The following is a 26,057-nucleotide window of genomic DNA, read 5'->3' as shown; positions in this document are numbered from 1 at the left end:
AGGCGTAAGAGTGGCGGCGGCGATCTAGCCGCCGCCACTCTGTTTTCCCACCCAGCTCTTGTATTGAAAGGCACCACCATGTCCAGGGCATCCGAGCGTGGAGCCGTCGCGGTCGAGTTTGCGATCGTGGCACCCGTCCTGGTGATGCTGCTGCTGGGCATCATGGAGTTCAGCCGGGCCTACAACGCCCAGGCCTCACTCGCGGCAGCGGCCCGTGAGGGAGTCCGCGTTATGGCCATCACAGGCAAACAAGATGTAGCCAAAACGGCGGCCAAAAACGCAGCCGTATCGCTTAGCCCGGCGCTGCAGGATACAAACATCAGCTTTGGCACGCCGTGCCCGGTGACGGCCGCCGCAGGCTCAAGCCCGCAGGTCTCGGTCACCATCACTTACAGCCTGTCCACCATGACGGGCATAGCAGGCCCGTTCTCCATGACAGGCAAGGGGGCCATGCTGTGCGGCGGCTGACGTTCAAGCTTGTTGACCACGACCGCGAACGCGGCGCCGTGAGCGTCATCGTCGCCATCATGTTGGTGGCACTGTTGGGCTTCGGTGCTATTGCCGTGGACGTAAGCATGCTTTACGCCGAACGGACCCAGCTCCGGAATGGAGCCGACGCGGCGGCCCTGGCCATTGCCCAGAAGTGCGCCAAGAGCGACAGTAATCCGGATTGCTCTGCTACATCATCACTGGCAGCAGGGCTCGCCGGCCGTAACGCGGTTGACGGCCTCAGCAACATCAAGTCCGCCGTACTGGACAAATCTGCCCGGACAGTAACCGTGACGGCTTCCGCTCAGGAGGCCGGTCACTCCCCCAATGAAGTGTCCCTTTTCTTCGCCCGGGCCTTGGGAATGAACACCGCCGAGGTGAACGCCCCGGCAACTGTCCACTGGGGAAGCCCGGAAAAAGGACCCACACCGTTCCCCATCACAGTTTCCGTTTGCCAGGTCCGAAACAAGACTGACGTGATGCAGCTCCTCCAATTACACGGGAAGAACGCCAACACCGACTGCAATTACGGACCGTCAGGCGCCGCGGTGGAAGGAGGGTTCGGCGAACTCAAACAGGATCCCGGCCAGTGCGGCGCGATCATCAACATTGCCACCAGCACTGCCGGCGGCGATACCGGTAACAATGCCCCACCAAACTGTGAGACCACGCTGAATTCCTGGGCGGCGGACATGAATGCGGGCAAAGACGTCATCGTCCTGCTGCCCATCTTCAACAAAGTGACCGGCACCGGAACAAATGCGATTTTCGGACTCACCACCTTCGCCGCGTTCAAAGTCGCCGGGTGGAAAGTTGGCAACACGGGCCTTCCCTATACCTTTCGTAATCGATCCCCGGACGTCCCGTCAGCCTTGGAATGCAGGGAACCATGCCGCGGCATCATCGGAACATTCGTCAAGTACGTCTCCTTAGCCAATGGTTACACCTTGGGCCCGATAAATTCGGACGGCGCCACCGTCGTCGCACTCAGCGGTTAGCACAGACAACACCATGATTTTCGAAACATACAGGAGCAGTCAGTGAAGTCACGTTTGTTGGCAGGAGTGGTGGCAGTCCTGCTGGCCATCGTTGGGGCGGTCATCGTTGTCTCGTACGCTCAGGGAGCCGATCAGCGGGCGGTCAGCGGCCTGGATCCGGTAGGGGTTCTCGTGGTCAGCAAGGCAGTGCCCGCCGGCTCATCGGTGGAGACTTTGAAGGCAGCCGTGGCCTTGGAGCAACTGCCGGGCACCGCCGTCGCGAAAACGGCCCTGAACACCCTGGACGGAGCAGTTGGAAAAGTAACTGCCGCAGACCTTGTCCCTGGCGAGCAGCTTCTGGCCGAACGGCTTGTCTCTCCCGAAGAACTGAAGACCTCGGGCTCAGTGCCGGTGCCGGCGGGCCTGCAGGAAATCTCCTTCCAGCTGGAGCCACAGAGGGTTGTTGGCGGCCGGGTGACGCCCGGCGACCATGTTGGCATCTTCATCTCGATGCCCAGCGGGGGCGTTGAAGCGAAGTCTGACAAGGAGACCGTCCAGCTCTCGATCCACAAAGCCCTTGTGACCGCCGTCCAGCGAGCGCCGGAAGGAGCCACTCCAAAGCCGGCACCAACGGCAACCGACGCGCCGGCGCCCGATCCCCGTGACGTGAACCTTCCCACCGGATTGCTGATGGTCACCGTCGCTGTGGACGACATCAACGCGAACAAGATCGTGTTCGCTGCCGAGTACGCCTCCATCTGGCTCAGCAGGGAACCCCTTGACGCCAAGGACAGCGGGCCGCGCATCATGCTGAAATCGGACCTCTACAAATGAGCCGCTTCGTCCTCATCACCCCTGACGTCGACTTCGATTCCCGCCTCCGGCAGGCAGTCGCCGGTGGCCTGCAGGGCGGTGTGCAGACTTTCTTCACCAGCACGCTGCCCGCTGACCCGCACCAACTCTTCGCCAGCCTGGACCAAGAGCAACCGGAGGTCCTGATCCTGGGACCCGAGGTGCCTTTGGATGAGGCACTCCGTTTCGCTACCGTTCTGAACGTCAGCTTCCCAGAGCTCGGCGTGATTGTGGCCGCCGAACCCGAGCCCGACTTCCTCCTGCACGCCATGCGGGCAGGCATCAAGGACATCGCCTCCCCCGATTCGGACGCCGCCCAGCTGCGGGTCCTCTTGGAGCGCGCCAGCCAGTCCTTCGCCAACCGCAACCGCACGCTCGCATCCCAGCAGGTGCCTGAAGGCAACAAGGGCCTGGTGATCGGCGTCTTCTCCCCCAAGGGCGGCGTGGGCAAAACCACCATTGCCACCAACATCGCCATCGGGCTGGGAAAGATCGCCCCCATGAGCGTGGTGATCGTGGACCTGGACCTCCAGTTCGGTGACTTGGCTTCCGGCCTTTATCTGGACCCCGAACATACGGTCACCGACGCAGTCTCTCCGGCCGCAAGCCAAGATTCCCTTGTCCTCAAGGCCTTCCTCACGGTGCATCCGGGCAGCATCTACGCCCTTTGCGCTCCCCCCACCCCCGTCGATGCGGACGAAATCACGCCCGACCAGATCAGCCGGCTCCTGGAGCAGCTTTCCGAGCAGTTCCAGTACGTAGTGGTGGATACCGCGCCAGGGCTGCCCGAGATTGGGCTGGCGGCCATGGAAAAGTGCACAGACGTGGTGTGGGTCAGCGGCATGGACATCCCCAGTGTGCGGGGACTTCGTTCCGGGCTGGACGTCCTGCGCCAGCTGGATATCTTTCCCGATACCCGCCATGTGGTGCTGAACATGGCTGACTCCAAGAACGGCCTCACCGTCCAGGACCTCGAATCAACTATCGGGTCCCCCATTGATGTGAGCATCCCACGCTCCAGGGCGGTGGCCCTCTCCACAAACCGCGGGATCCCAGTGCTCCAAGAACCGGTGAAAGACCCGGCCGTCAAGGGACTCAACCAACTCGTGGAGCGCTTCAATCCTGCCTGGCGGGCAAAATCCCAGCGCAAACTGCACCGAAGGGTCGTGGTCTAAATGAAACTGTCAGAGCGCATCAGCGCCGCGCAGGCGAAGTCTCAGCCAACTGCCCAGCCTGCTTCTACGAAGGCTTCAGCGCCTACGCTCGATATCCCGCGGCCGGAGGTTCAGCCTCAGCGCGTGCAGTGGTCGGAACAGACCCAGCAAAAACGGACGACGACGGCACCGCCTGCCGTCGCCGTCGCCCCCGCGCAAACACATCTAGAAGAGACGAAGCCGAAACTCCAAAAGCCTGTCGATGTTTTCGCAGCCCTTAAGGAACGGGCAGCGAAGGCCTTGTTTGAACATATGGGCGCCCGGTTCAACGACTCCGCCATCACGGAGCATGAACTGAAGTCCTCTGCCCGCGAAGAGCTCACGCGGATCATCGACGCAGAGCAGGTCCCGCTCTCCGCCGAAGAGCGCACACGGTTGGTCCAGGACGTGGCCGATGATGTTCTCGGCTTTGGCCCGCTTCAGCGGCTGTTGGACGATCCGGCGGTTACCGAAATCATGGTCAACCGCATGGACCAGATCTACGTGGAACGAAAAGGGCATCTGACCCTGGCGGATTCCAGGTTCAGCTCAGAGGAGCACCTCCGCAAGGTTATTGAACGCATCGTCTCGAAGGTGGGACGCCGCATTGACGAGTCCTCTCCCCTGGTGGATGCCCGCTTGGAAGATGGTTCCCGTGTCAATGCGGTGATCCCTCCCTTGGCCGTTGGCGGCTCATCGCTGACCATCCGTAAGTTCAGCAAGGTGCCCCTCACCGTCCGTAACCTCATCGATTTCGGCACACTCACTCCAGAGATGGCAGAACTGCTGAACGCCTGTGTCAAAGCCAAGCTCAACATCATCGTGTCCGGCGGAACGGGCACCGGAAAAACCACCCTGCTGAATGTGCTGTCCTCTTTCCTGCCGGCAAATGAACGGATCGTGACCATCGAGGACGCGGTGGAACTCCAGATCCAGCAGGACCACGTGGTCCGGCTGGAAAGCCGCCCGCCCAACACCGAGGGCAAAGGTGAAGTCACCATCCGTGAGCTCCTCCGGAACTCCTTGCGTATGCGCCCTGACCGCATCGTGGTGGGCGAGGTACGTGGCGGCGAATCACTGGACATGCTGCAGGCCATGAACACCGGCCACGACGGCTCGCTCTCCACCGTGCACTCCAACTCGCCCCGCGACGCCGTCGCGCGTTTGGAGACCCTTGTGCTCATGGCCGGCATGGACCTGCCGCTGCGCGCCATCCGCGAGCAGATCGCTTCCGCCGTGAACCTCATTGTCCAGATTTCACGCCTGCGCGACGGCTCACGCCGCATCACCCACGTGACCGAGGTCCAAGGGATGGAAGGGGACATCGTGACGCTTCAGGACGCGTTTGTCTTCGATTACTCCGCCGGCGTTGACCAGCATGGGCGTTTCCTGGGCAAGCCCGTGGCAACGGGCATCCGGCCACGCTTCATCGACCGTTTCGAGGACCTCGGAATCCACGTCTCGCCGTCCGTGTTCGCCACCCCAGCCGGTCCGGGTCCTGCAGGTGCGAACCCAACCGGCGGCGGAAAGGCGTAGGACCGCATGTTGATCATCATTGGAGCGGCTCTCCTTTTCCTCGCCCCCATCATGGTGGGCGTGGCGCTGGTGCTGCCGCGTACTCCCGAGATCGCGCTCGACCGGCGCCGGCCCTTTCAGACGGATCCGCCGTCGAACCTTACCCGGCTAGCAGACGCGACGGTAGGGGCCTTGGACCGCTTCCTCGGAACCAGGGACGTCCGGCTCTACAACCGCGAGGCGCTGGAGAACGCCGGCGTCCGCTTCAGCCAAACCGAATACATGGTGCTGGTCATTGCTGGCGCAACTGTGGGAGCACTCGTGGGAATGGTGATCGGCCTACCCGTGATCTCCGTCCTGCTGGTTGTCTTGGCGCCGTTCGTAGGGCACCTTGTGCTTGGTTTCCTTGCCGGGAAACGACGGGCAAAGTTTGACGCCCAGCTTGGCGACACCTTGCAATTGCTTTCCGGCGGGCTTCGAGCAGGACACAGCATCCTGCGGGCCATTGATGCCGCTGCGGCCGAGTCCCAGAGCCCCACATCTGAAGAGATGCGCCGTGTGGTCACCGAGACCAGCCTGGGACGCGATCTGCTGGCCTCCCTGACGGACACGTCGGAACGTATGCGGAACGAAGACTTCGTTTGGATTGCCCAGGCCATCCAGATCAACCGCGAGGTGGGAGGAAACCTGGCCGAAGTGCTGGACCAGGTGAATGAAACCATCCGCGAGCGCAGCGAGATCAAGGGGCACATCAAGTCACTCGCCGCAGAGGGGAAATTCTCCGCCTACATTCTCGTTGCCATGCCTTTTGGCATCGTCCTGATGCTGATGACCGTCAACCCCGGCTACATGAACTCGATGTTCACCCATCCGCTGGGCTGGGGCATGATCGGCGCGTCCGTTGTGCTCATGACGATCGGCAGCCTGTGGATGCGCAAAATCATTGACCTGAAGTTCTGAGGCGATGATGAGTCCGCTGATCATTTCCTCGCTCTTGCTGGTTTCCGTACCCATCGGCTACCTGACCTGGTCCATCCTTTCCGTTGATCGGAAGGCTCGGACTGCCACCGTAGCCATCCTTACCCGGGGCCACCGAGCTCCTGAGACGGTGGACAAAAAACCGACTGGCTTCGTGGCCGGGATCGGTTACCGCCTGACTCCCCCGGCCTACGTCCGCAAGCTTGATCGCTTGTTGTCACTTGCCGGCAGGCCGCTGTCGATGCCACTAGAAAAGGTCCTCGGCGCCAAGATCGCCCTCGGCATAGCCGGCGCGTCCCTCGGCCTCTACCTGAGCGCCGTCGGCACCACGCCCATCATGAAGCTCGCGGGCCTCTTCCTCCTCTTCCTCGGCTATTTCATCCCGGACCTGTTGCTCTACAGCAAGGGCATGGAACGCCAGAAGGCTATGCAGCTGGAACTGGCCAACACCCTGGACCAGATGCTGATCTCGGTGGAAGCCGGCCTTGGCTTCGAAGGGGCGATGGCCCGCGCGGGCGAAAACGGCAAAGGACCGCTGGCCGAAGAACTGGTCCGCACCCTGCAGGACATGCAGGTGGGCCGCAGCCGGCGTGAGTCCTACCAGGCACTGGCCGAGCGGACCAGCATCCCGGAACTGCGAAGCTTCGTGCAGGCCGTGGTCCAGGCCGACACCTACGGCATCGCCATCAGCCGGGTGCTGCGGATACAGGCCAAGGTCATGCGCGTTAAACGCCGCCAGCGCGCCGAGGAAAAGGCCATGAAACTCCCCGTCATGATCCTCTTTCCCCTGCTGTTCTTTATCTTTCCCGTGCTCTTTATCGCAATTCTCGGTCCCGCTGTTATCAACACGGTTGTCACGTTCAGTGGGCAATGACAGCGCGATACGCAAAGTCAAGGATGACTCAAGTTTTCCACAGGATCGACCGAAACCGGACTCCCAAGTAACTACAGGAAGTAGCCTTGAAGCATGGATAGTCCACGACCCACCTCCAGCAGCGGGGGCGTCCATGCCGGGCCGTCGGCTGCAGGGTCTGTTGCGGACGCACGTCCCGGACTGCACCAAGCGGGCAACGAGGCCACTCGCTGGGTCGAACCGGACATCCTGGCGGAACTGGAAGCAGAACTGGACGGCCCGGAACTTGCCCTAGGATTCGCGCGCGATTACGCGTCTTTGTGGGACCAGCGCTTCAGCCGGCTGGCCGCAGCCGTCCACACCGAGGACCGCCCCGCTGCTTTGGACGCCGTCGTCAGCCTGCGAATCACCTCTGCCATGGTGGGCGGGATCCGGTTGTCCGTTCTGGCCCAAGCGCTGGAGGACGCCATCCGCCGCAGCGACTTCGTCCAGGGCCAGGCACTTCTGGCAGGCGTGGCCGAGAACGGCGTGCGTACAGTCTCAGAGCTCCAGGCGAACTACATCCTGAAAAACGATTAGCCCTTCAGTGTTCAGCCCCCGGCCAGCCCTACAGGTCGGTCCTATGCGGTGCGAGCCGGTAGCCCACTCCCCGCACGGTCTGGAGCCAGCGCGGTGACTGCGGATCCTCCCGAAGCTTGCGGCGAAGGTTCCCCACGTGGACTTCCACGGCCCGCTCGTCAGCCTCACTGATATAGGCATCGGCCTCATAAAGGTCACCCCGGACCGCGCGCACCAGATCGGACCGCGTGCACACTACCCCCTCGCCGCGGAGCAAAGTGTGCAGGAGATCGAACTCGCTGCGCGTGAGCCCGACGTTGACCTCACCAATCACTGCCGTGCGGGTCCGGTAGTTCAGAATGAGCCCGTTGTGCTGGAGAACGCCCGTGTGGGCGAAGGTTACCGGCGCGGCCGGAGGTGAAGCCCATGAAGCAGCTTCGGGTGGAGTGGTGATCTCATGGCGCGGCCTGCGCATCATGGCCGCCACCCTGGCCCGGAGTTCACGCGGCCGGAAGGGCTTGGCGATGTAGTCGTCCGCGCCGGCGTTCAGCGCCGAGAGCAGATCGGGTTCCTCGGTCCGGCCGGTCAGCATGACTACATAGGCATCGCTGAAATTCCGGATCCGCCGCAGGACCTCGAAACCGTCAATGTCCGGAAGGCCGATGTCCAGCGTGACCACCTGGGCCTTGTTGTGCCGTACCGCCTCAACGCCTGCCCGGCCCTCGGCGGCAGTATGGACCTCAAATCCGGCCTGACGCAGGATCCCCTCCAGGAGATTCCGCACGTCGGCGTCGTCTTCAATTACTACTGCTACCCCAAGATCTTCCATGTCTATCCCTGTTGCCAGGTGGAAGAGGCCCCCATCAGCCCAGCGCTAATCCCCTCGTCCACTCCAACTCTCTATACGGTACAAGTATGAACGGCGGATGACACGCTTCCCGCGTTTAGTTTTGGAAAGTCAATTACCATAACAACGCAGCACATTAGGATTCAGAAGGTTGACTGTGCCGCCCTTCAGGAATTCGGGCGCATAAATTCATTGGGGACGGAATGGGGGCCGTCAGGAAAGTTGGAGACCCCGTATGGCTCGACGTCCCTCGCCCCGGGGAGTTGCCCTCTACTTCAGGAAGCTCGGCCCTCGCACTCAGGTGGCCTTGTGCCAGCTTCCGCTGTCCCTGATTGTCACCGCCATTGGCGTGATGACACCCGTCGGCTGGCCATCGCTGCTGTCCAGCCCCCTCTACCTTGCCGGACTCGCACTGCACGCCGTCCTCTTCCTAGCATGTTTCCTGATGCCCTGGGAGCGCATGCGCCATAGTGCCTATCTGATCATTCCAGTGCTGGACCTTCTCGCGGTGGGACTCCTACGCAACGGCGCCGCGCCGCTCCTACCGGGACTGGCAATCCTGGCGGTGTTTCCGGTCATCTGGCTCGCCGCTTCCGGGATGCTCGTCCGGACCAGCCTTGTGCTGAGCGCGCTGGGACCGCTTCTGATCATGGTTCCCTCAACAGCCCCGAAATTGCCCAATATCACGGCTGCCGACATCACGGCCCTCGTTCTTTTCCCGCTGGTGATGCTTGCTGTTTCACTCGCCATCCGCTTCGCCAGCGTCAATATGCGCGTCCAGCAGCGCGAGCTGCAAGCCATGGGCCAGGACCTGCGGGAGCTGCTCGCCGCGAGCCGGGAACGCGAGAAACTCCTGATGACCATCCTGGACGCTACCGACGTCGGCATTGTTGCCGTCGATTCGAACGGCGACCAACTGCTGGCCAACAACATGATGCGGGGTTGGCAACAGTCCGCCGCACCCGCCGGCGTCGTGCCTGCCGACCACAGCGAGCAGCGGGTTTTCGCCCAGGACAAAGTGACTCCCCTGCCGTCGGGCAAACGTCCCCTCCGGCGCGCCATCGAGGGTGAATCGTTCGCGGACTATCTCGTCTGGATCGGCGATATCCCGCATCAGCGCGCGGTGTCCACCGCCGCCAGGCCGTTAAGGGACGACGGCGGCCGCCTCACCGGAGCGGTGGTTGTCTACAGCGACGTGACTGGGCTGGTTGAAGCGATGGCCGCGAACGAGGAACTGGTCTCGAACGTCTCCCACGAGTTCCGGTCCCCGCTCAATTCCATCCTGGGCAACATCGACCTGGTACTCGAGGACAGCGACGGACTTCCCGACGTTACGGTCCAGCGCCTGGCCGTGGTGCAGCGAAACTCCGAACGGCTGCTTGCCCTGGTCTCGGACCTGACGCTCGAGGCGTCCGCCGCGCTGAATGTCCACCCGAAACGCACCGACATTTCCGGCCTCGTGGAGACCAGCATCGGCTCAGCCCAGGCGCAGGCGGAACGGTCATCAGTTGCCCTGGTGGCCCACGTGCCCGCCCCGCTGTGGGCCTACGCCGACCCGCTGCGGATCGGCCAGGCACTGGATAACCTGGTGTCCAATGCCATCAAATACTCCCCCGACGGCGGCACTGTGACCATCAGCGCAGCCGGCACCGAGGACTGGGTCAAGCTTGTTGTTCAGGACACGGGGATGGGCATGGCGCCGGAGGATGCGGCCAAGGTTTTCAGCCGGTTCTTCCGCGCCGAGTCGGCCCGGGACGCAGCCATCCCCGGTGCCGGGCTGGGCCTGTCCATCACCAAGACCATCCTGGAACGCCACGGCGGGGCCATCACCTGCGCCAGCGACTTGGGCGGCGGCAGCACGTTCACCATTACCCTGCCCGTCGAAACCCCGGCACCCCCATCGATTGCTCCATAGGGGCCCTTTTCAAGGCCCAAAAGGGCGCTGACGGAGCAGTCGATGGCGTCCACAGCTCAGTGCTTGCGGACCGCCCTTGTCAGCTCAGCACGCGCCAGCATCTCGTCGTCGGACGGGTAGGCCACTTCCTCGAGGACGAGCGGGTGCGGGGCGGCCAGGACGGATTTGGCGTCCCGCTTCTTGGCCAGCAGCCGCTCATGCAGCCAGCCAGGCGCCTCGATGCCCTCCCCCACGAACAGGGCTGAGCCAACCAGTGACCGCACCATGTTGTGGCAGAACGCGTCGGCCTGGACCGTGGCCACAATAACGCCGTCCTCACCGCGGTGGAACTCGAACCGCTGTAGCTCACGGATAGTGGTGGCACCCTCCCGCGGCTTGCAGTAGGACAGGAAGTTCTGCAGGCCCAGCAGCTGCACGGCACCCGCGTTCAACAGGTCCACGTCCAGCGGGCTTTGGTGCCAGAGCGTGAAGTACCGTTCGAGCGGATCCCACAGGGCGGGTCCGTCAGCGATGCGGTAGCTGTACCGCCGCCAGAGTGCAGAGAACCTGGCATCGAACCCTACGGGTGCCAAGGACACCAGGTGAACCTCGATAGCCCCGGTCAGGTCCCCCAGCCCCCTGCTGAGTGCGCCACGAATGCGCCGTAGGAACGCGACGGCAGGATCCAGTTCATGACCGCGCGGCAGCTTCAGCCACTCGGCCTCAGTCAGGTCCAGGTGGACCACCTGGCCGCGGGCATGCACGCCGGCGTCGGTGCGTCCCGCCACGGTGACCCGGATGGGCCGGCGGATCAACAACGCCAGCGCCTCTTCCAGGATGCCCTGGACGGTGCGCAATCCCGGCTGCACTGCCCACCCATTGAAGGGGCCGCCGTCGTACGATAAATCAAACCGGACACGCAAAAACCCGCCGCCCCCCAAAACGGGGGCAGCGGGTTTTTGGTCGTTCATAGACATAAGTCTACTGGAGCGTCAGAGCCTGATTACTCAGCTTCGACGGCCTGTGCAGCTTCGCCACCGGCAGGCACGAAGCCTGCGGCTGCGGCGGACTCTGCAGAGTCGAACCAGACTTCAGCAACCGTGGCGTCGTACCAGCGTGAGCCGGGAACGTGGTACTTCATGGAGTCCTCGTTGCCCTTGACCTCGAAGCCCTCAGGGGCAACGTTGTCAGCCGTAGCAGGCTTGGAGCCGGCGTACTTGGCTTCAGCAGCTTCGGTCTCAGCAGCTTCGGCAACCGGAGCTTCTTCAGCAACCGGAGCAGCCTTAGCGGCAGCCTGGGTAGCCTCGGCCACAACGGCCTGCTTGGCGGAAACCGGCTCGAGAACCAGTTCGATGACAGCCATGGGAGCGTTGTCGCCCTTGCGGTTGCCGATCTTGGTGATGCGGGTGTAGCCGCCGTCGCGGTTCTCCACTGCCTGTGCAATGTCGGTGAACAGCTCGTGGACGATGCCCTTGTTGCTGATCAGGCCGAGTACACGGCGGCGGGAAGCCAGGTCGCCACGCTTGGCGAATGTCACCAGACGCTCGGCGTACGGCTTCAGTCGCTTGGCCTTGGTCACCGTGGTGGTGATCCGCTTGTGCTCGAACAGTGCGGCGGACAGGTTCGCGAGCATAAGACGCTCGTGAGCCGCTCCGCCTCCGAGGCGCGGACCCTTAGCGGGGGTAGGCATAATAGTTTCTCCTCATATGGAAGCCAGTGGGCTGCGCACACCGTGGTGCATCCAGCCAGCCGGCCAAGATCTGTTTATTAGAGTTCGTCGTCGCCGAAGGCGGCGTCGTCCTCTTCAATTGCTGCGGCGCGTGCTGCGAGGTCAAAACCGGGAGGCGAGTCCTTGAGGGACAGGCCCAGTTCAACCAGCTTTGCCTTGACCTCGTCAATGGACTTCGCACCGAAGTTACGGATGTCCATGAGGTCAGCCTCAGAGCGTGCAACGAGTTCACCCACGGTGTGGATGCCCTCACGCTTGAGGCAGTTGTAGGAACGGACGGTGAGGTCCAGATCCTCGATCGGCAGTGCCATGTCTGCTGCCAGGGCAGCATCCGTCGGCGACGGGCCAATCTCGATACCTTCAGCTGCGGTGTTCAGCTCGCGGGCCAGACCGAAGAGTTCCACCAGGGTGGTACCTGCGGAAGCAACAGCATCGCGCGGGGCGATGGCCTGCTTGGTCTCGACGTCGACAATGAGCTTGTCGAAGTCGGTGCGCTGCTCAACACGGGTTGCTTCCACGCGGAAAGTAACCTTCAGGACCGGCGAGTAGATCGAGTCGACCGGGATACGGCCGATCTCGGAGTCGCCGGACTTGTTCTGAGCTGCCGAAACGTAGCCGCGGCCGCGCTCGATGGTCAGTTCGAGTTCGAACTTGCCCTTCGAGTTCAGCGTGGCAATGTGCAGATCCGGGTTGTGGAATTCGACGCCGGCCGGCGGAGCGATGTCCGCGGCGGTGACGACTCCGGGGCCCTGCTTGCGCAGGTAAGCCACAACCGGCTCGTCGTGCTCGGAGGAAACCGACAGGCTCTTGATGTTCAGGATGATCTCAGTGACATCTTCCTTGACACCCGGAACCGTGGTGAACTCGTGCAGCACGCCATCGATCCGGATGCTGGTTACAGCGGCACCGGGGATGGAGGAGAGCAGGGTACGGCGGAGGGAGTTTCCGAGGGTGTAGCCGAAGCCGGGTTCCAGCGGTTCAATGATGAAACGCGAGCGGTTATCGGAGACGACCTCTTCGGAGAGGGTGGGGCGCTGTGCAATGAGCACTTAGGTTTCCTTTCGGCGAGCATCCGCTATATGACGCAACACAGGGGGTGGAAATTCGGTCTGAAGACTTAACGCGGCTGGGCTTGCCCGGACCATTGACGGTCCGGGCAAGCTCAAGCTGCTGGAAAAGCCTTAGACGCGGCGGCGCTTCGGCGGACGGCAGCCGTTGTGCGCTGCGGGGGTGACGTCCTGGATGGAGCCAACCTCCAGGCCAGCGGCCTGCAGCGAGCGGATTGCGGTCTCGCGTCCGGACCCCGGTCCCTTGACGAAAACGTCAACCTTGCGCATGCCGTGCTCCTGCGCACGCTTGGCAGCAGCTTCGGCAGCCATCTGGGCTGCGAACGGGGTGGACTTGCGTGAGCCCTTGAAGCCAACCTCACCTGAGGAAGCCCAAGAGATAACAGCGCCGTTCGGGTCCGTGATGGACACGATGGTGTTGTTAAAAGTGCTCTTGATGTGCGCCTGGCCAAGCGCGATATTCTTTTTGTCCTTCTTACGCGGCTTGCGAACCGCGCCACGAGTCTTCGGGGGCATTTTTTCTCCTACAGAAAGTTATTGGGGGAAGACGAGTCAATCCCGAGGGATTTAACGAGCCTTCTTCTTGCCTGCAACGGTGCGCTTCGGACCCTTACGGGTACGTGCGTTCGTCTTCGTACGCTGTCCGCGCACTGGCAGGCCCTTACGGTGGCGAATACCTTCGTAGCTGCCGATTTCAACCTTGCGGCGGATATCAGCTGCTACTTCGCGGCGAAGGTCACCCTCAACCTTGTAGTTGCCTTCGATGTAGTCACGAAGCTCGACCAGCTGGGCATCGGTGAGGTCCTTAACGCGGACGTCAGCGCTGATGCCAGTGGCAGCCAGGGTTTCGTGTGCACGGGTCTTGCCCACGCCGTAGATGTAAGTAAGCGCAATTTCCAACCGCTTTTCGCGGGGAATGTCTACGCCAGCGAGACGAGCCATATTGGCAGTACTCCTTGTATAAACCGGAGGTCGTAGGCAGTACACCCGCACGTTCTGTGCGGCCCCAGCCTCCGACCGGGGGTTAGCTGTCCGGGCTCATACGTCCCAATTCAGCTTGTGCTGCCTTTATTTACTTGCGTGGGTTAGCAACCCAGGATTTCCCTCAGGAGGGAAATTAGCCCTGGCGCTGCTTGTGGCGCGGGTTCTCGCAGATCACCATGACCCGGCCATTACGGCGGATCACTTTGCACTTTTCGCAGATCTGCTTGACGCTCGGCTTGACCTTCATGGCATTCCTTTGCGTGTGGCAGTTGGTCAACTGGAGCAGCCGTCAGCTCATGCTGAGGCCGCCCAGAATTTACTTGTAGCGGTAGACGATACGACCCCGAGTGAGGTCATAAGGGCTCAGTTCCACCACTACCCGGTCCTCAGGGAGAATCCTGATGTAGTGCTGGCGCATCTTGCCTGAGATGTGCGCGAGTACGATGTGCTTGTTGGTCAGCTCAACGCGAAACATCGCGTTAGGCAGCGCCTCAGTCACAACGCCTTCGATCTCAATGACCCCGTCCTTCTTGGCCATACCCTCCGCTAACTGTTGTTGCCGCAGCCCTGCCGGATTGCACCGGACATGACCACGAACGTTTTTGTTGGATCGGTTATCGCCTCCGGCCCCAAACAGGGCACAGCTGGGCAGACAACCAACAGACAACTCTACTGTAAGTGTGTAGAAAGTCCAACTGCATAATGAAAGTGCACACCCTACCCGGTAATGGAGCTTGCCGAAATCCCGTCCAGGATCGCCAGGCGTACGACGTCGGCAGCCGCACTCTGCAGGGTAATGAGACTCACCTGCCGGGCAGTTTCAGTACTCCGGTCCAGTGCCACACCTCCGGTAGCGATGCAGAAGACAGTATCCCCGTCGGCCAGGGTGTGCGAAGGGTTCAGCGCGCGAGCCAATCCAGCATGCGCCGCAGAAGCAGTCCGATAGCATTCGGCGACATCGAGCAGGGCGTTTGTCGCCACAACAACCAATGTCGTGTTCAATACAGGGGGCTCGTGGGGCGGCACGACCGAGCGCGCGGAGGGTTGCGGCTCCTGCCGCCCGTCGAGCATCGGAAACCCAAGCGCGTTCACCACGGCCAGCGCCCCCACAACCACGCCGTTCTCGAGCGTGACCGATGCCGTCCCCACTCCCCCTTTGAACTGTCCGCGTCCGATCATCGCTCCGGTGCCGGCGCCCACACTGCCGCGTCCGACGGCGTGCCCGTCCTTTTCGGCAGCAGCGGCGGCGGTCGCCGCGTAGCCCATGTCCGCCGTCGGGCGCGCTGAGAAGTCGCCGCCCCGGCCCAGGTCGAAGATCGCGGCGGCGGGAACGATCGGCACCACTCCCCCGGTGACGGCGAAGCCCCTGCCGTTCTCCTCGCACCAGCGCTGCGCCCCGTGGGCCGAGGCGAGCCCGTACGCGCTGCCGCCGGTGAGGACAACCGCATCCACGGTGGACACCAGCGTGGTGGGATCCAGGGCGTCAGTCTCATGCGTACCCGGGCCACCGCCCCGGACGTCCACCGACCCGACGGTGCCAGGCGACGGCAGCACCACGGTGACGCCAGTCAGCCACCCGTCGTCGGACTTCTGCGCGTGGCCAACCCTAATCCCAGGCACATCCGTGATTGCTCCCATGGCACCATTCTGCCCTGCGGGTCCCCTGTGGTTGAGCTTGGAGCTCGGCGGGCTCGATCACCGGGAGAACACAGCGGCGTTCTCGGCTGCGACCGGCTACATGCCTACGCGGACGTCCGCTGACATGACCGCCGTGCTGGCCAAGATCCCGCAGATCAAGATCGCCATGGACCAGATGGCCAAGGCTGCCGCCAAGATCCTGACCCAGCTGGGCGACGTGAAGGCCACCATGACCGAGCTGAAGGCGACGCTGGAGGGAATCTACACCAAGGACATCAAGCCGAAGCTCAATGCCTGACGCTGGACGGGCTGGATCTCGCTCCCCAACCGATCACCGGAGTCGAAGCCCCGGCGTCGCCGTACCGGACATCCGCTGCGGTTTCGCTGACGATGCGCTGGGTGGCCTGCGACACGCAAAATCCCTGCCGCTACCGGTATTCAGGTAGCGACAGGGATTTTGCGCGTCGGCGGAGCTTTTGCGCGTCGGCGGACCTACGGGATCGGGACGGGTACGACGCCGAGCGGCACCAGGTGCTCCGCTCCGCCGTCGGGGGCTGAGAGTACCCAAATCCCCTTTTCGTGGACGGCAACCGAGTGCTCCCATTGGCAGGAGCGCTTGCCGTCGGTGGTCACAATGGTCCAGTCGTCGTCCAGCACGGCGGTTTCGATGCTGCCGCGGACCAGCATGGGCTCGATGGCCAGGCACAGTCCGGGCTTGATCTTGGGGCCTCGGTGGCTGGTGCGGTAGTTCAGTACATCCGGGGCCATGTGCATTTCGGAGCCGATGCCGTGGCCCACATAGTCCTCCAGGATGCCCAGCGGCTTGCCCGGCACGGAGGAGACGTAGTCGTCGATGGCTGAGCCGACGTCCCCCACGTGGGTTCCCGTGGCCAGCGCTGCGATGCCGCGCCACATCGCGGCCTGGGTGACGTCGGAGAGCCGCTGGTCCTCGGGGTCGGCCTTGCCCACAATGACGGTCCGTGCAGAGTCGGAGTGCCAGCCGTCAACAATCGCGCCGCCGTCGATCGAAATGATGTCGCCGTCGTTGAGGACCTTGCCGCCGGGGATGCCGTGCACCACTTCCTCGTTCACGGAGGTGCAGACGGTTGCGGGGAAACCGTGGTAGCCGAGGAAGTTCGACTTGGCGCCCGCTTCGTTCAGCACAGCAGCGAAGACGTCGTCCAACTGCTTGGTGGTGACGCCGGGAGCGGCGGCCGCCACGGCTGCGTCCAACGCACGGCTCAGCACCAGCCCGGCGTCGTGCATGATGCGCATCTGGGCGTTGGTCTTGTATTCGATACGGGGCTGGCCGAAGGCCATGGTGTGTCCTCTCAATGGCTGAGGCTCCTCCCGGATGCCGGGAGGAGCCTCGAAAAAAGCTTGTTGCGGGGCTCAGGCGGTCTGGGCTGCCTTGATGGCCTGCATCACGCGGTCGGTGACCTCGTCGATGCCGCCGATGCCGTCAACCTGGGTCAGGATGCCGCGTTCGGCATACTTGGCCACAACGGCCTCGGTCTGCTCGTGGTACAGGTCCAGGCGGTGGCGGATCACGGCTTCGTTGTCGTCGCTCCGGCCAGTTTCCTTGGCACGGCCCAGCAGGCGGGAGACGAGTTCCTCGTCGTCGGCCGTGAGCTGCAGGACGACGTCGAGCTTATCTTCGCTGTTCGCGAGGATACCGTCCAGGTAGTCCACCTGCGCCGTGGTGCGCGGGTAGCCGTCCAGAAGGAAGCCGTTTTCGACGTCGGACTCGCTGAGGCGGTCGCGGACCATCTTGTTGGTGACGCTGTCCGGAACGAAGTCCCCGGCGTCCATGTACTTCTTGGCCTCGATGCCAAGAGGAGTTTCGCCCTTCACGTTGGCGCGGAAGATATCACCGGTGGAAATCGCTACGACGCCGAGGCGTTCGGAAATGCGTTCCGCTTGCGTTCCTTTTCCGGAACCGGGGGGTCCAATAATCAACATTTTCGTCATCGCAAAAGCCCTTCGTAGTGACGTTGCTGTAGCTGCGCATCTATTTGCTTGACGGTTTCAAGGCCAACGCCCACCATGATCAGGATCGAGGTGCCACCGAACGGGAAGTTCTGGTTCGCGTTGATCAGTACCAGAGCCACCAACGGAATCAGCGCCACGAAGCCCAGGTAAAGGGCGCCGGGCAGCGTGATCCGGGAGAGCACGTACTGCAGGTAGTCCGCGGTCGGTTTTCCGGCACGGATACCCGGGATGAAACCGCCGTACTTCTTCATGTTGTCGGAGACCTCTTCAGGGTTGAAGGTGATGGCGACGTAGAAGTAGGTGAAGAAGACGATCATGGCGAAGTACAGCGCCATGTAGATCGGATGGTCTCCTCGGGTCAGGTTGTTGTTGATCCACTCAACCCACGGCGCGAGTTCCTCGCCGGCTTTTGGCTGGTTGAACTGTGAGATCAGTCCCGGCAGGTAGAGCATGGACGACGCGAAGATCACGGGGATCACACCTGCCATGTTCACCTTGATGGGGATGTAGGTGCTGGTGCCGCCGACGGTCCGGCGTCCGATCATCCGCTTTGCGTACTGCACCGGGACACGGCGCTGGGACTGCTCAACGAAGACCACCAGGGCAACCGTCACCAGGCCGATGACCAGGACCATAAAGAACGTACCCGGGCCCTGTGAGCTCCAGATGGCGCCCAGTGACGTGGGGAACGTTGCCGCGATGGAGGTGAAGATGAGCAGCGACATGCCGTTGCCCACACCCTTTTCGGTGACGAGTTCGCCCATCCACATGATGAGCCCGGTACCGGCGGTCAGCGTGATGATCAGCAGGATGGTGGTGATGATGCTGTCATCAGGAATGATCGGCAGTGCGCAGCCTGGAAGCAACTGGCCTGAACGTGCCAGCGACACCAGCGTCGTTGCGTTCAGCAGGCCCAGGGCAATGGTGAGGTACCGAGTGTACTGGGTGAGCTTGGACTGCCCGGAGGCGCCCTCCTCGTACAGCTCCTGGAACCGGGGAATGACCACCCGGAGCAGCTGCACAATGATGCTGGCCGTGATGTACGGCATGATGCCCAGCGCGAAGATGGACACCTGAAGCAAGGCACCGCCGCTGAACAGGTTGACGAGCTGATAGAGCCCGCCAGCGGTCTGACCGTTCTGCAAGCATTGCTGGACATTCTGGTAGTTCACACCAGGCGAGGGGATGAATGCACCCAAGCGGAAGATTGTGATGATTGCCAGCGTGAACAACAACTTGCGTCGCAGATCAGGCGTGCGAAAGGCCCGGCCAAATGCGCTAAGCAAGCGTCCTCCTGTGTTGTTTATAAGCGTGGTGTGATGGGGGTCAATAAATCCCAACAACCGAGTCTAACGGGTGGATTGGCCATGCGAATAATCCGAGAGGCGGCGCGTGCGGCGAACGGGCGGAAATAGTCGGCAGGCGGATACGAAAAACTCCCGGCGTGCAGGGCCCTGGGGGCCTTGCACACCGGGAGTTCACAACGGGCATTCGCCCACCGTCTACTAGAGAGCGGTGGTGCTTCCACCTGCTGCAGCAATCTTTTCTGCGGCGCTGGCCGAGAATGCGTGGGCGGTGACGTCAACCTTGACGGTGATGTCGCCGGTGCCAAGCACCTTGACGGGCTGGTTCTTGCGAACGGCACCCTTTTCGACCAGGTTCTCCACGGTGACTGCGCCACCTTCCGGGAACAGCTCGTTGAGCTTGTCCAGGTTTACAACCTGGAACTCAACCCGGAACGGGTTCTTGAAGCCGCGCAGCTTCGGCAGGCGCATGTGCAGCGGCAGCTGGCCGCCGGCAAAGCCAGCCTTGATCTGGTAGCGGGCCTTCGTACCCTTGGTACCGCGACCAGCGGTCTTACCCTTGGAACCTTCACCACGACCAACGCGGGTCTTGGCGGTCTTGGCACCCGGGGCGGGACGCAGGTGGTGAACCTTCAGTGCGTTCTGCTTCTCAGCAGCGGCGCCCTGAGCCTTTTCGGCGGTGTTCTTCTCTGCCATTTACTTCGCCTCCTCTACCTTTACCAGGTGCGGAACCGTGTTGAGCATTCCAACAGTCACGGCGTCGGCGGTGCGGACAACGGTGTGTCCGATCCGCTTCAGGCCGAGGGACCGAAGGGTGTCGCGCTGGTTCTGCTTGCCGCCAATGGCGGACTTGATCTGAGTGATCTCCAACTGCGAGTCGGAGGGAATCAGGTTCTTAGCCATGGCTTAGACACCCGCCTTCTGGTTCAGGATTGCCTTCACCATTGCCGGCGGAGCAACCTCGTCCAGCGGCAGGCCGCGGCGTGCTGCCACAGCTGCCGGCTCTTCGAGCTGCTTCAGCGCAGCAACCGTCGCGTGAACGATGTTGATGGCGTTGGAGGAACCCAGCGACTTGGAGAGGATGTCGTGGATGCCCACGCACTCCAAGATGGCGCGGACCGGACCACCGGCAATAACACCGGTACCGGCGGAAGCCGGACGCAGCATTACGACGCCGGCAGCGGCCTCACCCTGAACGCGGTGCGGGATGGTGTTGCCAATGCGGGGAACGCGGAAGAAGGACTTCTTGGCCTCTTCAACGCCCTTCGCGATAGCGGCAGGAACTTCCTTAGCCTTGCCGTAGCCCACGCCGACCATGCCGTTACCGTCACCAACGACGACCAGAGCGGTGAAGCTGAAGCGACGACCACCCTTGACCACCTTGGAAACGCGGTTGATGGTGACGACGCGTTCAATGAACTGGCTCTTCTCGGCTTCGCGGCCACCATCGCGGCCACCACGGCCACCACGGTCTCCGCGGCCCTGGCCCTTGTCGCCACGCTCGCCACGACGAGCGCCACCACGGCGGTCATCGGCAGCAGCTGCGGGCGCAGTGGTCTCGGTGGCCGGAGCAGCTACGGCTTCAGTCGCCTTCTGATCTGCAGACACAGTGTCCTTTTCCTTGTTTGCTTCCGTCACAGTGACAGCCCACCTTCACGTGCACCGTCAGCGACGGCGGCAATCCGGCCGTGGTACTTGTTACCACCGCGGTCGAAGACAACAGCTTCGATACCGGCGGCCTTGGCACGAGCGGCAACGAGCTCGCCAACGCGCTTGGCCTTGGCGGTCTTGTCGCCTTCGAATGCACGAAGGTCGGCTTCCAGTGTGGAGGCGCTTGCTACGGTCAGGCCCTTGGTGTCATCGACAACCTGGACGAATACGTGGCGTGCGGAGCGGTTGACGACCAGACGAGGACGTACAGCCGTGCCGGAGATGCGCTTGCGGATACGAAGCTGGCGGCGGCTGCGCGAAGCAGACTTGCTCTTGTTCGTACGCTTCTTGTTAATTGAGATGGCCATGGTTACTTACCAGCCTTTCCGACCTTGCGGCGGATGACTTCGCCTGCGTAGCGGATGCCCTTGCCCTTGTAGGGGTCCGGCTTCCGCAGCTTGCGAATGTTGGCAGCAACCTCGCCGACCTGCTGCTTGTTGATACCTGAAACAGAGAGCTTGGTCGGGGTCTCAACTGCAAAGGTGATGCCGTCCGGTGCGGTGACATTTACCGGGTGGCTGTAGCCGAGAGCGAACTCAAGGTCAGATCCCTTGGCCTGAACGCGGTAACCAGTACCAACGATTTCAAGCTTCTTCTCGTAGCCCTTGGTAACGCCCTCGATCATGTTGGAGATCAGGGTGCGGGTCAGGCCGTGGAGTGAACGGGAGGTGCGCTCGTCGTTCGGGCGGGCGACAGTCAGGGTCTCTGCTTCCAGGGAAACCTCGATCGGGCTGGCCACAGTGTGGTTCAGCTCGCCTTTGGCACCCTTGACGCTGACGACAGAGCCGTCAACCTTGACCTCAACGCCGGCGGGAACGGTGATGGGGAGACGTCCAATACGTGACATTATTCTCTTCCTTTCCCGTTACCAGACGTAGGCGAGGACTTCGCCGCCCACGCCCTTCTTGCCGGCTTGCTTATCAGTCAAGAGGCCGGAAGAGGTGGACAGGATTGCGACACCCAGGCCACCGAGCACGTGCGGGAGGTTGGTGGACTTTGCGTAAACACGCAGGCCCGGCTTGGAAATACGACGAACGCCAGCGATTGAACGCTCGCGGTTCGGACCGAACTTAAGGTCGAGGGTCAGCTTCTTGCCAACCTCAGCGTCTTCTTCTTTCCAGGAGGCGATGTAACCTTCAGCCTTCAGGATGTCGGCAACGCGTGCCTTGAGCTTGCTGTACGGCATGGACACGGAATCGTGGTATGCCGAGTTTGCATTGCGCAGACGCGTAAGCATGTCTGCGACAGGATCTGTCATTGTCATTTTGGGCTCTTGCCCTTCCTCATAACGGTTTCCTCGCTGCTGCGTGAAGCATCAGCGAAAGACCTGTTATGTAGTTAGATTAGTTTTCGGCCTTGAACGGGAAACCAAGCGCCTTGAGCAGCGCGCGGCCTTCGTCATCGGTCTTGGCGGTGGTTACGACCGTGATGTCCATGCCGCGTACGCGGTCGATGGAATCCTGGTCGATTTCGTGGAACATAACCTGCTCGGTCAGACCGAAGGTGTAGTTGCCGTTGCCGTCGAACTGCTTGCCACTGAGGCCGCGGAAGTCGCGGATACGGGGCAGAGCCAGCGTGACCAGACGATCCAGGAATTCCCACATGCGGTCTCCACGCAGAGTTGCGTGTGCGCCGATGGGCATGCCTTCGCGCAGCTTGAACTGTGCGATCGACTTGCGGGCCTTGGTTACCTGCGGCTTCTGGCCGGTGATCAGGGTCAGATCGCGGACAGCGCCGTCGATCAGCTTGGAGTCCTTAGCGGCATCTCCAACACCCATGTTCACAACGACCTTCACCAGGCGGGGAACCTGGTTGACGTTGCTGTACTTGAATTCCTCAACGAGCGTGCTCTTGATGGAATCGGCGTACTTGGTCTTCAGACGAGGAACGATCTTCGTTGCCGGAGTCTCGAGAGTCTCAGTCATTAGATGTCCTTCCCGGAGCTCTTGGCCACGCGGACACGCACTTCGCGCTTCACGCCATTGCGCTCAACGGTCTCGGTGCGGAAACCGACGCGGGTGGGCTTCTTGGTGGACGGGTCAACCAGAGCCACGTTGGAGATGTGGATCGAAGCTTCTACGACCTCGATGCCACCGGTCTTGGTGCCGCGCTGCGACTGACCGGCCTTGGTGTGCTTGGTTACGCGGTTAATGCCTTCAACCAACAAGCGGTTGGTCTCCGGGAATACGCGCAGAACCTTGCCCTGCTTACCCTTGTCGCCGCCGCGCTCAGCCTTGGCGCCAGTGATGACCTGAACGAGGTCACCCTTTTTGATCTTAGCCATGGACTAGAGCACCTCCGGAGCCAGAGAAACGATCTTCATGAACTTCTTGTCACGAAGTTCACGACCAACCGGTCCGAAGATACGGGTACCGCGGGGGTCACCGTCAGCCTTCAGGATCACAGCTGCGTTCTCGTCAAACTTGATGTAGGAACCATCCGCACGGCGGCGTTCCTTCTTGGTACGGACGATGACTGCCTTAACAACATCGCCCTTCTTTACGTTGCCGCCCGGAATTGCATCCTTGACGGTAGCGACGATGACGTCGCCAATGCCTGCGTAGCGACGGCCAGATCCACCGAGAACGCGAATGGTAAGGATTTCCTTAGCACCCGTGTTGTCGGCGACCTTGAGTCGCGACTCCTGCTGAATCACTATTTACTCCTTGCGTCGCGCCGGTTCTCAGACCGAAAATCTTCCTACGGAATGAGCCTTGCGGAACGGTTGATCGGGGTGTCTCTTGACCTGCCTGGATTTTGCCAGACCAGGCCTAAACGCCCGTGCCAAAAACATTTGCTTCCCAGACGGATCCGGACAGGTCCGAAGCACTAGGGGGCACTATGCCGTGGCACGATTGTTTACGAGGTTGATAACGGCGCACAGAGGGCGCCATACAAACTCAATATCCTAGCACAGTTGGGGCCAACTCCCATATCACACACCGGCGGCCGCCGCACTACCGCCGCCTTCTAGAGCCGGCAAGCACGACGGCGTCACGCACGGCACGCTTTCGGCCCACCGGCGGTGCCACTCCCCCGAAAAACAGGCCTCCCGCCGTCGGGCAGTCCCCAAAACCGTGCCCCACGTGACATACCCAGCCAGCCCAACCGCAACCGAACGCGGAAAACCCCCGCTCCCAGAAAGGGAACGGGGGTTTCCGGTGCAGTACCTGCAAGCAGGCTGCGGGGTGTTACTTAGCCTTTTCGAGGATCTCGACCAGACGCCACCGCTTGGTAGCGGACAGCGGGCGGGTCTCGGCGAGGAGAACGAGGTCGCCGATGCCGGCGCTGTTCTCTTCGTCGTGAGCCTTGATCTTCGTGTTGCGGCGGATGACTTTGCCGTACAAAGCGTGCTTTACGCGGTCTTCTACCTGGACAACGATGGTCTTTTCCATCTTGTCCGAGACTACGTAGCCACGCTTCGTCTTACGGTCACCGCGTTCGCCAGCCGTCGCTGCTGCGGAAACAGTTTCCGTCACGTTCTCGTCCTTTTCACTCACTTGGCATCCTCCTCGGCCTCAACCGTTTCAGCCGTTTCGGCCTTCTTGGTTGCAGCCTTCTTGGACTTCTTCTCTTCCTTGGCTTCCACAACCGGCGCGGCAACCTCGGCACGAATGCCCAGCTCGCGCTCACGGAGAACGGTGTAGATGCGTGCGATGTCCTTCTTTACCGCGCGCAGACGACCGTGGTTCTCCAGCTGACCGGTGGCGGACTGGAAACGCAGGTTGAACAGCTCTTCCTTAGCCTTACGGAGTTCTTCAACGAGGCGCTCGTTGTCGAACGTGTCCAGCTGTGCGGATGCAAGTTCCTTGGATCCTACTGCCATTTCTATTCACCACCTTCGCGACGCAAAATGCGTGCCTTCAACGGGAGCTTGTGGATTGCCAGGCGAAGTGCCTCGCGAGCTACCGATTCCTCGACGCCGGAGATCTCAAAGAGAACCCGGCCCGGCTTGACGTTTGAGACCCACCATTCCGGCGAACCCTTACCGGAACCCATGCGGGTTTCGGCAGGCTTCTTGGTGATCGGACGGTCCGGATAGATGTTGATCCAGACCTTGCCGCCACGCTTGATGTGGCGGGTCATCGCGATACGGGCAGACTCGATCTGACGGTTCGTGACGTATGCCGGGCTCAGTGCCTGGATACCCCACTCACCGAAGGAGACCTTGGTGCCGCCCGTAGCAGCGCCGGAACGACCCGGGTGGTGCTGCTTACGGTGCTTGACTCGACGTGGGATAAGCATTTAAGCCTGTCCTCCTTCTACTGCAGCAGGTGCAGCCTCAACTGCCGGAGCTTCGGCAGCCGGAGCTGCCTCTGCTGCCGGACGGTCGGTACGACGGCGGCGGTCACCACGGTCAGCGCCGCCGGCGCCACCCGGGCGGCCCGGACGGTCGCTGGGACCGCGGCCACGGGACGGAGCAGCAGCTGCCTGCTGAGCCAGTTCCTTGGCGGTGACGTCACCCTTGTAGATCCAGACCTTCACGCCGATGCGGCCGAAGGTGGTCTTGGCCTCGTAGAAGCCGTAGTCGATGTTCGCACGGAGGGTGTGCAGGGGCACACGGCCTTCGCGGTAGAACTCCGAGCGGGACATTTCTGCGCCACCCAGTCGACCGGAGCAGGCGATACGGATGCCCTTGGCACCTGCACGCTGAGCGGACTGCATGGCCTTCTTCATCGCACGGCGGAAAGCCACGCGGGAAGTCAGCTGCTCAGCAACGCCCTGGGCAACAAGCTGAGCTTCCATCTCGGGGTTCTTGACCTCGAGGATGTTCAGCTGGACCTGCTTGCCCGTCAGCTTCTCAAGCTCGCCGCGGATGCGGTCTGCTTCAGCGCCGCGGCGGCCGATAACGATGCCGGGACGTGCCGTGTGGATATCCACGCGGACACGGTCACGGGTGCGCTCGATCTCAACCTTGGCGATACCGGCGCGCTCCATGCCAACTGACATGAGCTGGCGGATACGGATGTCTTCGCGAACGAAGTCCTTGTACCGCTGTCCGGGCTTGGTGCTGTCAGCGAACCAGTGCGATACGTGATCGGTGGTGATGCCGAGTCGGAACCCGTGCGGGTTAACTTTCTGTCCCACTTAGCGAGCCTCCTCTTTCTCAGGTGTAGCGACTACCACAGTGATGTGGCTGGTGCGCTTCTTGATCTGAAATGCACGACCCTGGGCACGCGGCTGGAACCGCTTCATGGTCGGGCCTTCATCAACAAACATTTCGCTGATGATGAGGTCGCTTTCGTCAAACGAAACACCGTCGCGGTCCGCGAGGGACCGGGCGTTTGCGATTGCCGACTGTACTACCTTGAATACCGGCTCCGAAGCTGCCTGGGGGGCAAACTTCAGAATTGCCAGAGCCTCATTCGCTTGCTTACCACGAACAAGGTTGACGACGCGCCGGGCCTTCATAGGCGTTACGCGGATGTGACGCGCAATTGCCTTGGCTTCCATTGCTTTCCTTCTCTCGTCTTTGA

Annotated in this window: 35 protein-coding genes and 1 pseudogene; 10 read left to right on the top strand and 26 right to left on the bottom strand. The window is 62.0% G+C overall.

Features of this window, described 5'->3' with window-relative positions:
- Positions 1-78: 78 nt before the first annotated feature.
- The 8 genes from ACZYZ4_RS01380 (at position 79) to ACZYZ4_RS01345 (ending at position 7,436) form a co-directional block, all read left to right on the top strand.
- Entirely contained in the window at positions 79-468 is a 390-nt protein-coding gene (locus tag ACZYZ4_RS01380; RefSeq protein WP_463857489.1) for a TadE/TadG family type IV pilus assembly protein, read from the top strand.
- A complete protein-coding gene (locus ACZYZ4_RS01375; RefSeq protein WP_463857487.1) occupies positions 456-1,487 on the top strand; it encodes a pilus assembly protein TadG-related protein in 1,032 nt (343 codons plus the stop codon). The genes ACZYZ4_RS01380 and ACZYZ4_RS01375 overlap by 13 nt, the downstream gene beginning before the upstream one ends.
- A gap of 42 nt (positions 1,488-1,529) precedes the next feature.
- On the top strand, positions 1,530-2,300 hold the full coding sequence (cpaB, locus tag ACZYZ4_RS01370) for a Flp pilus assembly protein CpaB (protein ID WP_463857485.1): 771 nt from the start codon (positions 1,530-1,532) through the stop codon (positions 2,298-2,300).
- The gene (locus tag ACZYZ4_RS01365) at positions 2,297-3,493 is read left to right on the top strand and encodes a CpaE/TadZ family protein (protein ID WP_463857484.1); all 1,197 of its coding nucleotides are present in this window, start codon (positions 2,297-2,299) and stop codon (positions 3,491-3,493) included. Before cpaB ends, ACZYZ4_RS01365 begins: the two co-directional genes overlap by 4 nt.
- On the top strand, positions 3,494-5,047 hold the full coding sequence (locus ACZYZ4_RS01360) for a TadA family conjugal transfer-associated ATPase (protein ID WP_463857482.1): 1,554 nt from the start codon (positions 3,494-3,496) through the stop codon (positions 5,045-5,047). It abuts the gene before it with no gap.
- A 6-nt stretch (positions 5,048-5,053) separates the two neighbouring features.
- A complete protein-coding gene (locus ACZYZ4_RS01355; RefSeq protein WP_463857481.1) occupies positions 5,054-5,986 on the top strand; it encodes a type II secretion system F family protein in 933 nt (310 codons plus the stop codon).
- 7 nt (positions 5,987-5,993) lie between these two features.
- Positions 5,994-6,878 (top strand): type II secretion system F family protein, encoded by an 885-nt coding sequence (locus ACZYZ4_RS01350; RefSeq protein ID WP_463857884.1) that lies wholly within the window; start codon positions 5,994-5,996, stop codon positions 6,876-6,878.
- Positions 6,879-6,971: 93 nt separating this feature from the next.
- Entirely contained in the window at positions 6,972-7,436 is a 465-nt protein-coding gene (locus ACZYZ4_RS01345; protein ID WP_463857479.1) for an Hpt domain-containing protein, read from the top strand.
- Between the two features lie 28 nt (positions 7,437-7,464).
- Here ACZYZ4_RS01345 and ACZYZ4_RS01340 read toward each other — a convergent pair whose 3' ends face one another.
- Positions 7,465-8,244 carry a response regulator transcription factor gene (locus tag ACZYZ4_RS01340; protein ID WP_463857477.1) on the bottom strand — a complete coding sequence of 260 codons (780 nt, stop codon included), beginning with the start codon at positions 8,242-8,244 and terminating at the stop codon, positions 7,465-7,467.
- Between the two features lie 253 nt (positions 8,245-8,497).
- Here ACZYZ4_RS01340 and ACZYZ4_RS01335 point away from each other — a divergent pair, with 253 nt between their 5' ends.
- Positions 8,498-10,177, top strand: coding sequence for a sensor histidine kinase (locus ACZYZ4_RS01335; RefSeq protein ID WP_463857475.1), 1,680 nt, complete (start codon positions 8,498-8,500; stop codon positions 10,175-10,177).
- 56 nt (positions 10,178-10,233) lie between these two features.
- Here the strand turns inward: ACZYZ4_RS01335 and ACZYZ4_RS01330 are convergent, their stop codons facing one another.
- The 8 genes from ACZYZ4_RS01330 to ACZYZ4_RS01295 form a co-directional block, all read right to left on the bottom strand.
- Positions 10,234-11,127, bottom strand: coding sequence for a tRNA pseudouridine synthase A (locus tag ACZYZ4_RS01330; RefSeq protein ID WP_463857473.1), 894 nt, complete (start codon positions 11,125-11,127; stop codon positions 10,234-10,236).
- A 32-nt stretch (positions 11,128-11,159) separates the two neighbouring features.
- Entirely contained in the window at positions 11,160-11,846 is a 687-nt protein-coding gene (gene rplQ / locus ACZYZ4_RS01325) for a 50S ribosomal protein L17, sunset domain variant (RefSeq protein ID WP_463857471.1), read from the bottom strand.
- 77 nt (positions 11,847-11,923) lie between these two features.
- Complete coding sequence (locus ACZYZ4_RS01320) at positions 11,924-12,934, bottom strand: DNA-directed RNA polymerase subunit alpha (RefSeq protein ID WP_056344331.1); 1,011 nt, start codon at positions 12,932-12,934, stop codon at positions 11,924-11,926.
- Between the two features lie 132 nt (positions 12,935-13,066).
- Positions 13,067-13,468 carry a 30S ribosomal protein S11 gene (gene rpsK, locus ACZYZ4_RS01315; RefSeq protein ID WP_018769149.1) on the bottom strand — a complete coding sequence of 134 codons (402 nt, stop codon included), beginning with the start codon at positions 13,466-13,468 and terminating at the stop codon, positions 13,067-13,069.
- A 51-nt stretch (positions 13,469-13,519) separates the two neighbouring features.
- Positions 13,520-13,894, bottom strand: a complete 375-nt coding sequence (gene rpsM / locus ACZYZ4_RS01310; protein ID WP_028275004.1) for a 30S ribosomal protein S13 — start codon at positions 13,892-13,894, stop codon at positions 13,520-13,522.
- Between the two features lie 175 nt (positions 13,895-14,069).
- Complete coding sequence (rpmJ, locus tag ACZYZ4_RS01305; protein WP_009358722.1) at positions 14,070-14,183, bottom strand: 50S ribosomal protein L36; 114 nt, start codon at positions 14,181-14,183, stop codon at positions 14,070-14,072.
- A gap of 69 nt (positions 14,184-14,252) precedes the next feature.
- Positions 14,253-14,474: a translation initiation factor IF-1 gene (gene infA / locus ACZYZ4_RS01300; RefSeq protein WP_009358723.1), complete on the bottom strand. Its 222-nt coding sequence runs from the start codon at positions 14,472-14,474 to the stop codon at positions 14,253-14,255.
- A gap of 179 nt (positions 14,475-14,653) precedes the next feature.
- Positions 14,654-15,574: a P1 family peptidase gene (locus ACZYZ4_RS01295; protein ID WP_463857468.1), complete on the bottom strand. Its 921-nt coding sequence runs from the start codon at positions 15,572-15,574 to the stop codon at positions 14,654-14,656.
- Between the two features lie 64 nt (positions 15,575-15,638).
- Here ACZYZ4_RS01295 and ACZYZ4_RS01290 point away from each other — a divergent pair.
- A pseudogene (locus ACZYZ4_RS01290) lies at positions 15,639-15,872 on the top strand (ABC transporter substrate-binding protein); the annotation flags it as partial.
- Positions 15,873-16,066: 194 nt separating this feature from the next.
- Here the strand turns inward: ACZYZ4_RS01290 and map are convergent.
- The 17 genes from map to rplV form a co-directional block, all read right to left on the bottom strand.
- Positions 16,067-16,894: a type I methionyl aminopeptidase gene (map, locus tag ACZYZ4_RS01285; protein ID WP_463857466.1), complete on the bottom strand. Its 828-nt coding sequence runs from the start codon at positions 16,892-16,894 to the stop codon at positions 16,067-16,069.
- Positions 16,895-16,966: 72 nt separating this feature from the next.
- On the bottom strand, positions 16,967-17,536 hold the full coding sequence (locus ACZYZ4_RS01280; RefSeq protein ID WP_463857883.1) for an adenylate kinase: 570 nt from the start codon (positions 17,534-17,536) through the stop codon (positions 16,967-16,969).
- A gap of 5 nt (positions 17,537-17,541) precedes the next feature.
- Positions 17,542-18,852 carry a preprotein translocase subunit SecY gene (secY, locus tag ACZYZ4_RS01275; RefSeq protein ID WP_463857464.1) on the bottom strand — a complete coding sequence of 437 codons (1,311 nt, stop codon included), beginning with the start codon at positions 18,850-18,852 and terminating at the stop codon, positions 17,542-17,544.
- Between the two features lie 219 nt (positions 18,853-19,071).
- Entirely contained in the window at positions 19,072-19,566 is a 495-nt protein-coding gene (gene rplO / locus ACZYZ4_RS01270) for a 50S ribosomal protein L15 (RefSeq protein WP_051628706.1), read from the bottom strand.
- The gene (rpmD, locus tag ACZYZ4_RS01265) at positions 19,567-19,773 is read right to left on the bottom strand and encodes a 50S ribosomal protein L30 (RefSeq protein WP_013601818.1); all 207 of its coding nucleotides are present in this window, start codon (positions 19,771-19,773) and stop codon (positions 19,567-19,569) included. It lies immediately after the preceding gene.
- A gap of 3 nt (positions 19,774-19,776) precedes the next feature.
- Positions 19,777-20,508, bottom strand: coding sequence for a 30S ribosomal protein S5 (rpsE, locus tag ACZYZ4_RS01260; protein WP_463857461.1), 732 nt, complete (start codon positions 20,506-20,508; stop codon positions 19,777-19,779).
- Complete coding sequence (gene rplR / locus ACZYZ4_RS01255; protein ID WP_056344358.1) at positions 20,505-20,888, bottom strand: 50S ribosomal protein L18; 384 nt, start codon at positions 20,886-20,888, stop codon at positions 20,505-20,507. The genes rpsE and rplR overlap by 4 nt, the downstream gene beginning before the upstream one ends.
- A gap of 2 nt (positions 20,889-20,890) precedes the next feature.
- Positions 20,891-21,427, bottom strand: a complete 537-nt coding sequence (gene rplF, locus ACZYZ4_RS01250) for a 50S ribosomal protein L6 (RefSeq protein WP_463857459.1) — start codon at positions 21,425-21,427, stop codon at positions 20,891-20,893.
- A gap of 18 nt (positions 21,428-21,445) precedes the next feature.
- Positions 21,446-21,844 (bottom strand): 30S ribosomal protein S8, encoded by a 399-nt coding sequence (rpsH, locus tag ACZYZ4_RS01245; protein WP_056344363.1) that lies wholly within the window; start codon positions 21,842-21,844, stop codon positions 21,446-21,448.
- A 79-nt stretch (positions 21,845-21,923) separates the two neighbouring features.
- Positions 21,924-22,505: a 50S ribosomal protein L5 gene (gene rplE, locus ACZYZ4_RS01240; RefSeq protein WP_463857457.1), complete on the bottom strand. Its 582-nt coding sequence runs from the start codon at positions 22,503-22,505 to the stop codon at positions 21,924-21,926.
- On the bottom strand, positions 22,505-22,864 hold the full coding sequence (rplX, locus tag ACZYZ4_RS01235) for a 50S ribosomal protein L24 (RefSeq protein ID WP_463857455.1): 360 nt from the start codon (positions 22,862-22,864) through the stop codon (positions 22,505-22,507). The genes rplE and rplX overlap by 1 nt, the downstream gene beginning before the upstream one ends.
- Before the next feature lie 3 nt (positions 22,865-22,867).
- Positions 22,868-23,236, bottom strand: coding sequence for a 50S ribosomal protein L14 (gene rplN, locus ACZYZ4_RS01230; RefSeq protein WP_024366126.1), 369 nt, complete (start codon positions 23,234-23,236; stop codon positions 22,868-22,870).
- A gap of 535 nt (positions 23,237-23,771) precedes the next feature.
- Positions 23,772-24,080 (bottom strand): 30S ribosomal protein S17, encoded by a 309-nt coding sequence (gene rpsQ / locus ACZYZ4_RS01225; protein WP_056344371.1) that lies wholly within the window; start codon positions 24,078-24,080, stop codon positions 23,772-23,774.
- A complete protein-coding gene (gene rpmC, locus ACZYZ4_RS01220) occupies positions 24,077-24,406 on the bottom strand; it encodes a 50S ribosomal protein L29 (RefSeq protein ID WP_058931719.1) in 330 nt (109 codons plus the stop codon). Before rpmC ends, rpsQ begins: the two co-directional genes overlap by 4 nt.
- Before the next feature lie 2 nt (positions 24,407-24,408).
- Positions 24,409-24,825 carry a 50S ribosomal protein L16 gene (rplP, locus tag ACZYZ4_RS01215; protein WP_056344375.1) on the bottom strand — a complete coding sequence of 139 codons (417 nt, stop codon included), beginning with the start codon at positions 24,823-24,825 and terminating at the stop codon, positions 24,409-24,411.
- On the bottom strand, positions 24,826-25,668 hold the full coding sequence (gene rpsC, locus ACZYZ4_RS01210) for a 30S ribosomal protein S3 (protein WP_056344378.1): 843 nt from the start codon (positions 25,666-25,668) through the stop codon (positions 24,826-24,828).
- Positions 25,669-26,034: a 50S ribosomal protein L22 gene (rplV, locus tag ACZYZ4_RS01205; RefSeq protein WP_056344381.1), complete on the bottom strand. Its 366-nt coding sequence runs from the start codon at positions 26,032-26,034 to the stop codon at positions 25,669-25,671.
- Positions 26,035-26,057 lie beyond the last annotated feature (23 nt).

The organism is Pseudarthrobacter adonitolis (assembly GCF_055412845.1).
Note: the sequence above shows the minus strand (reverse complement) of the source record. Positions and strands in the feature narration are given on the sequence as shown.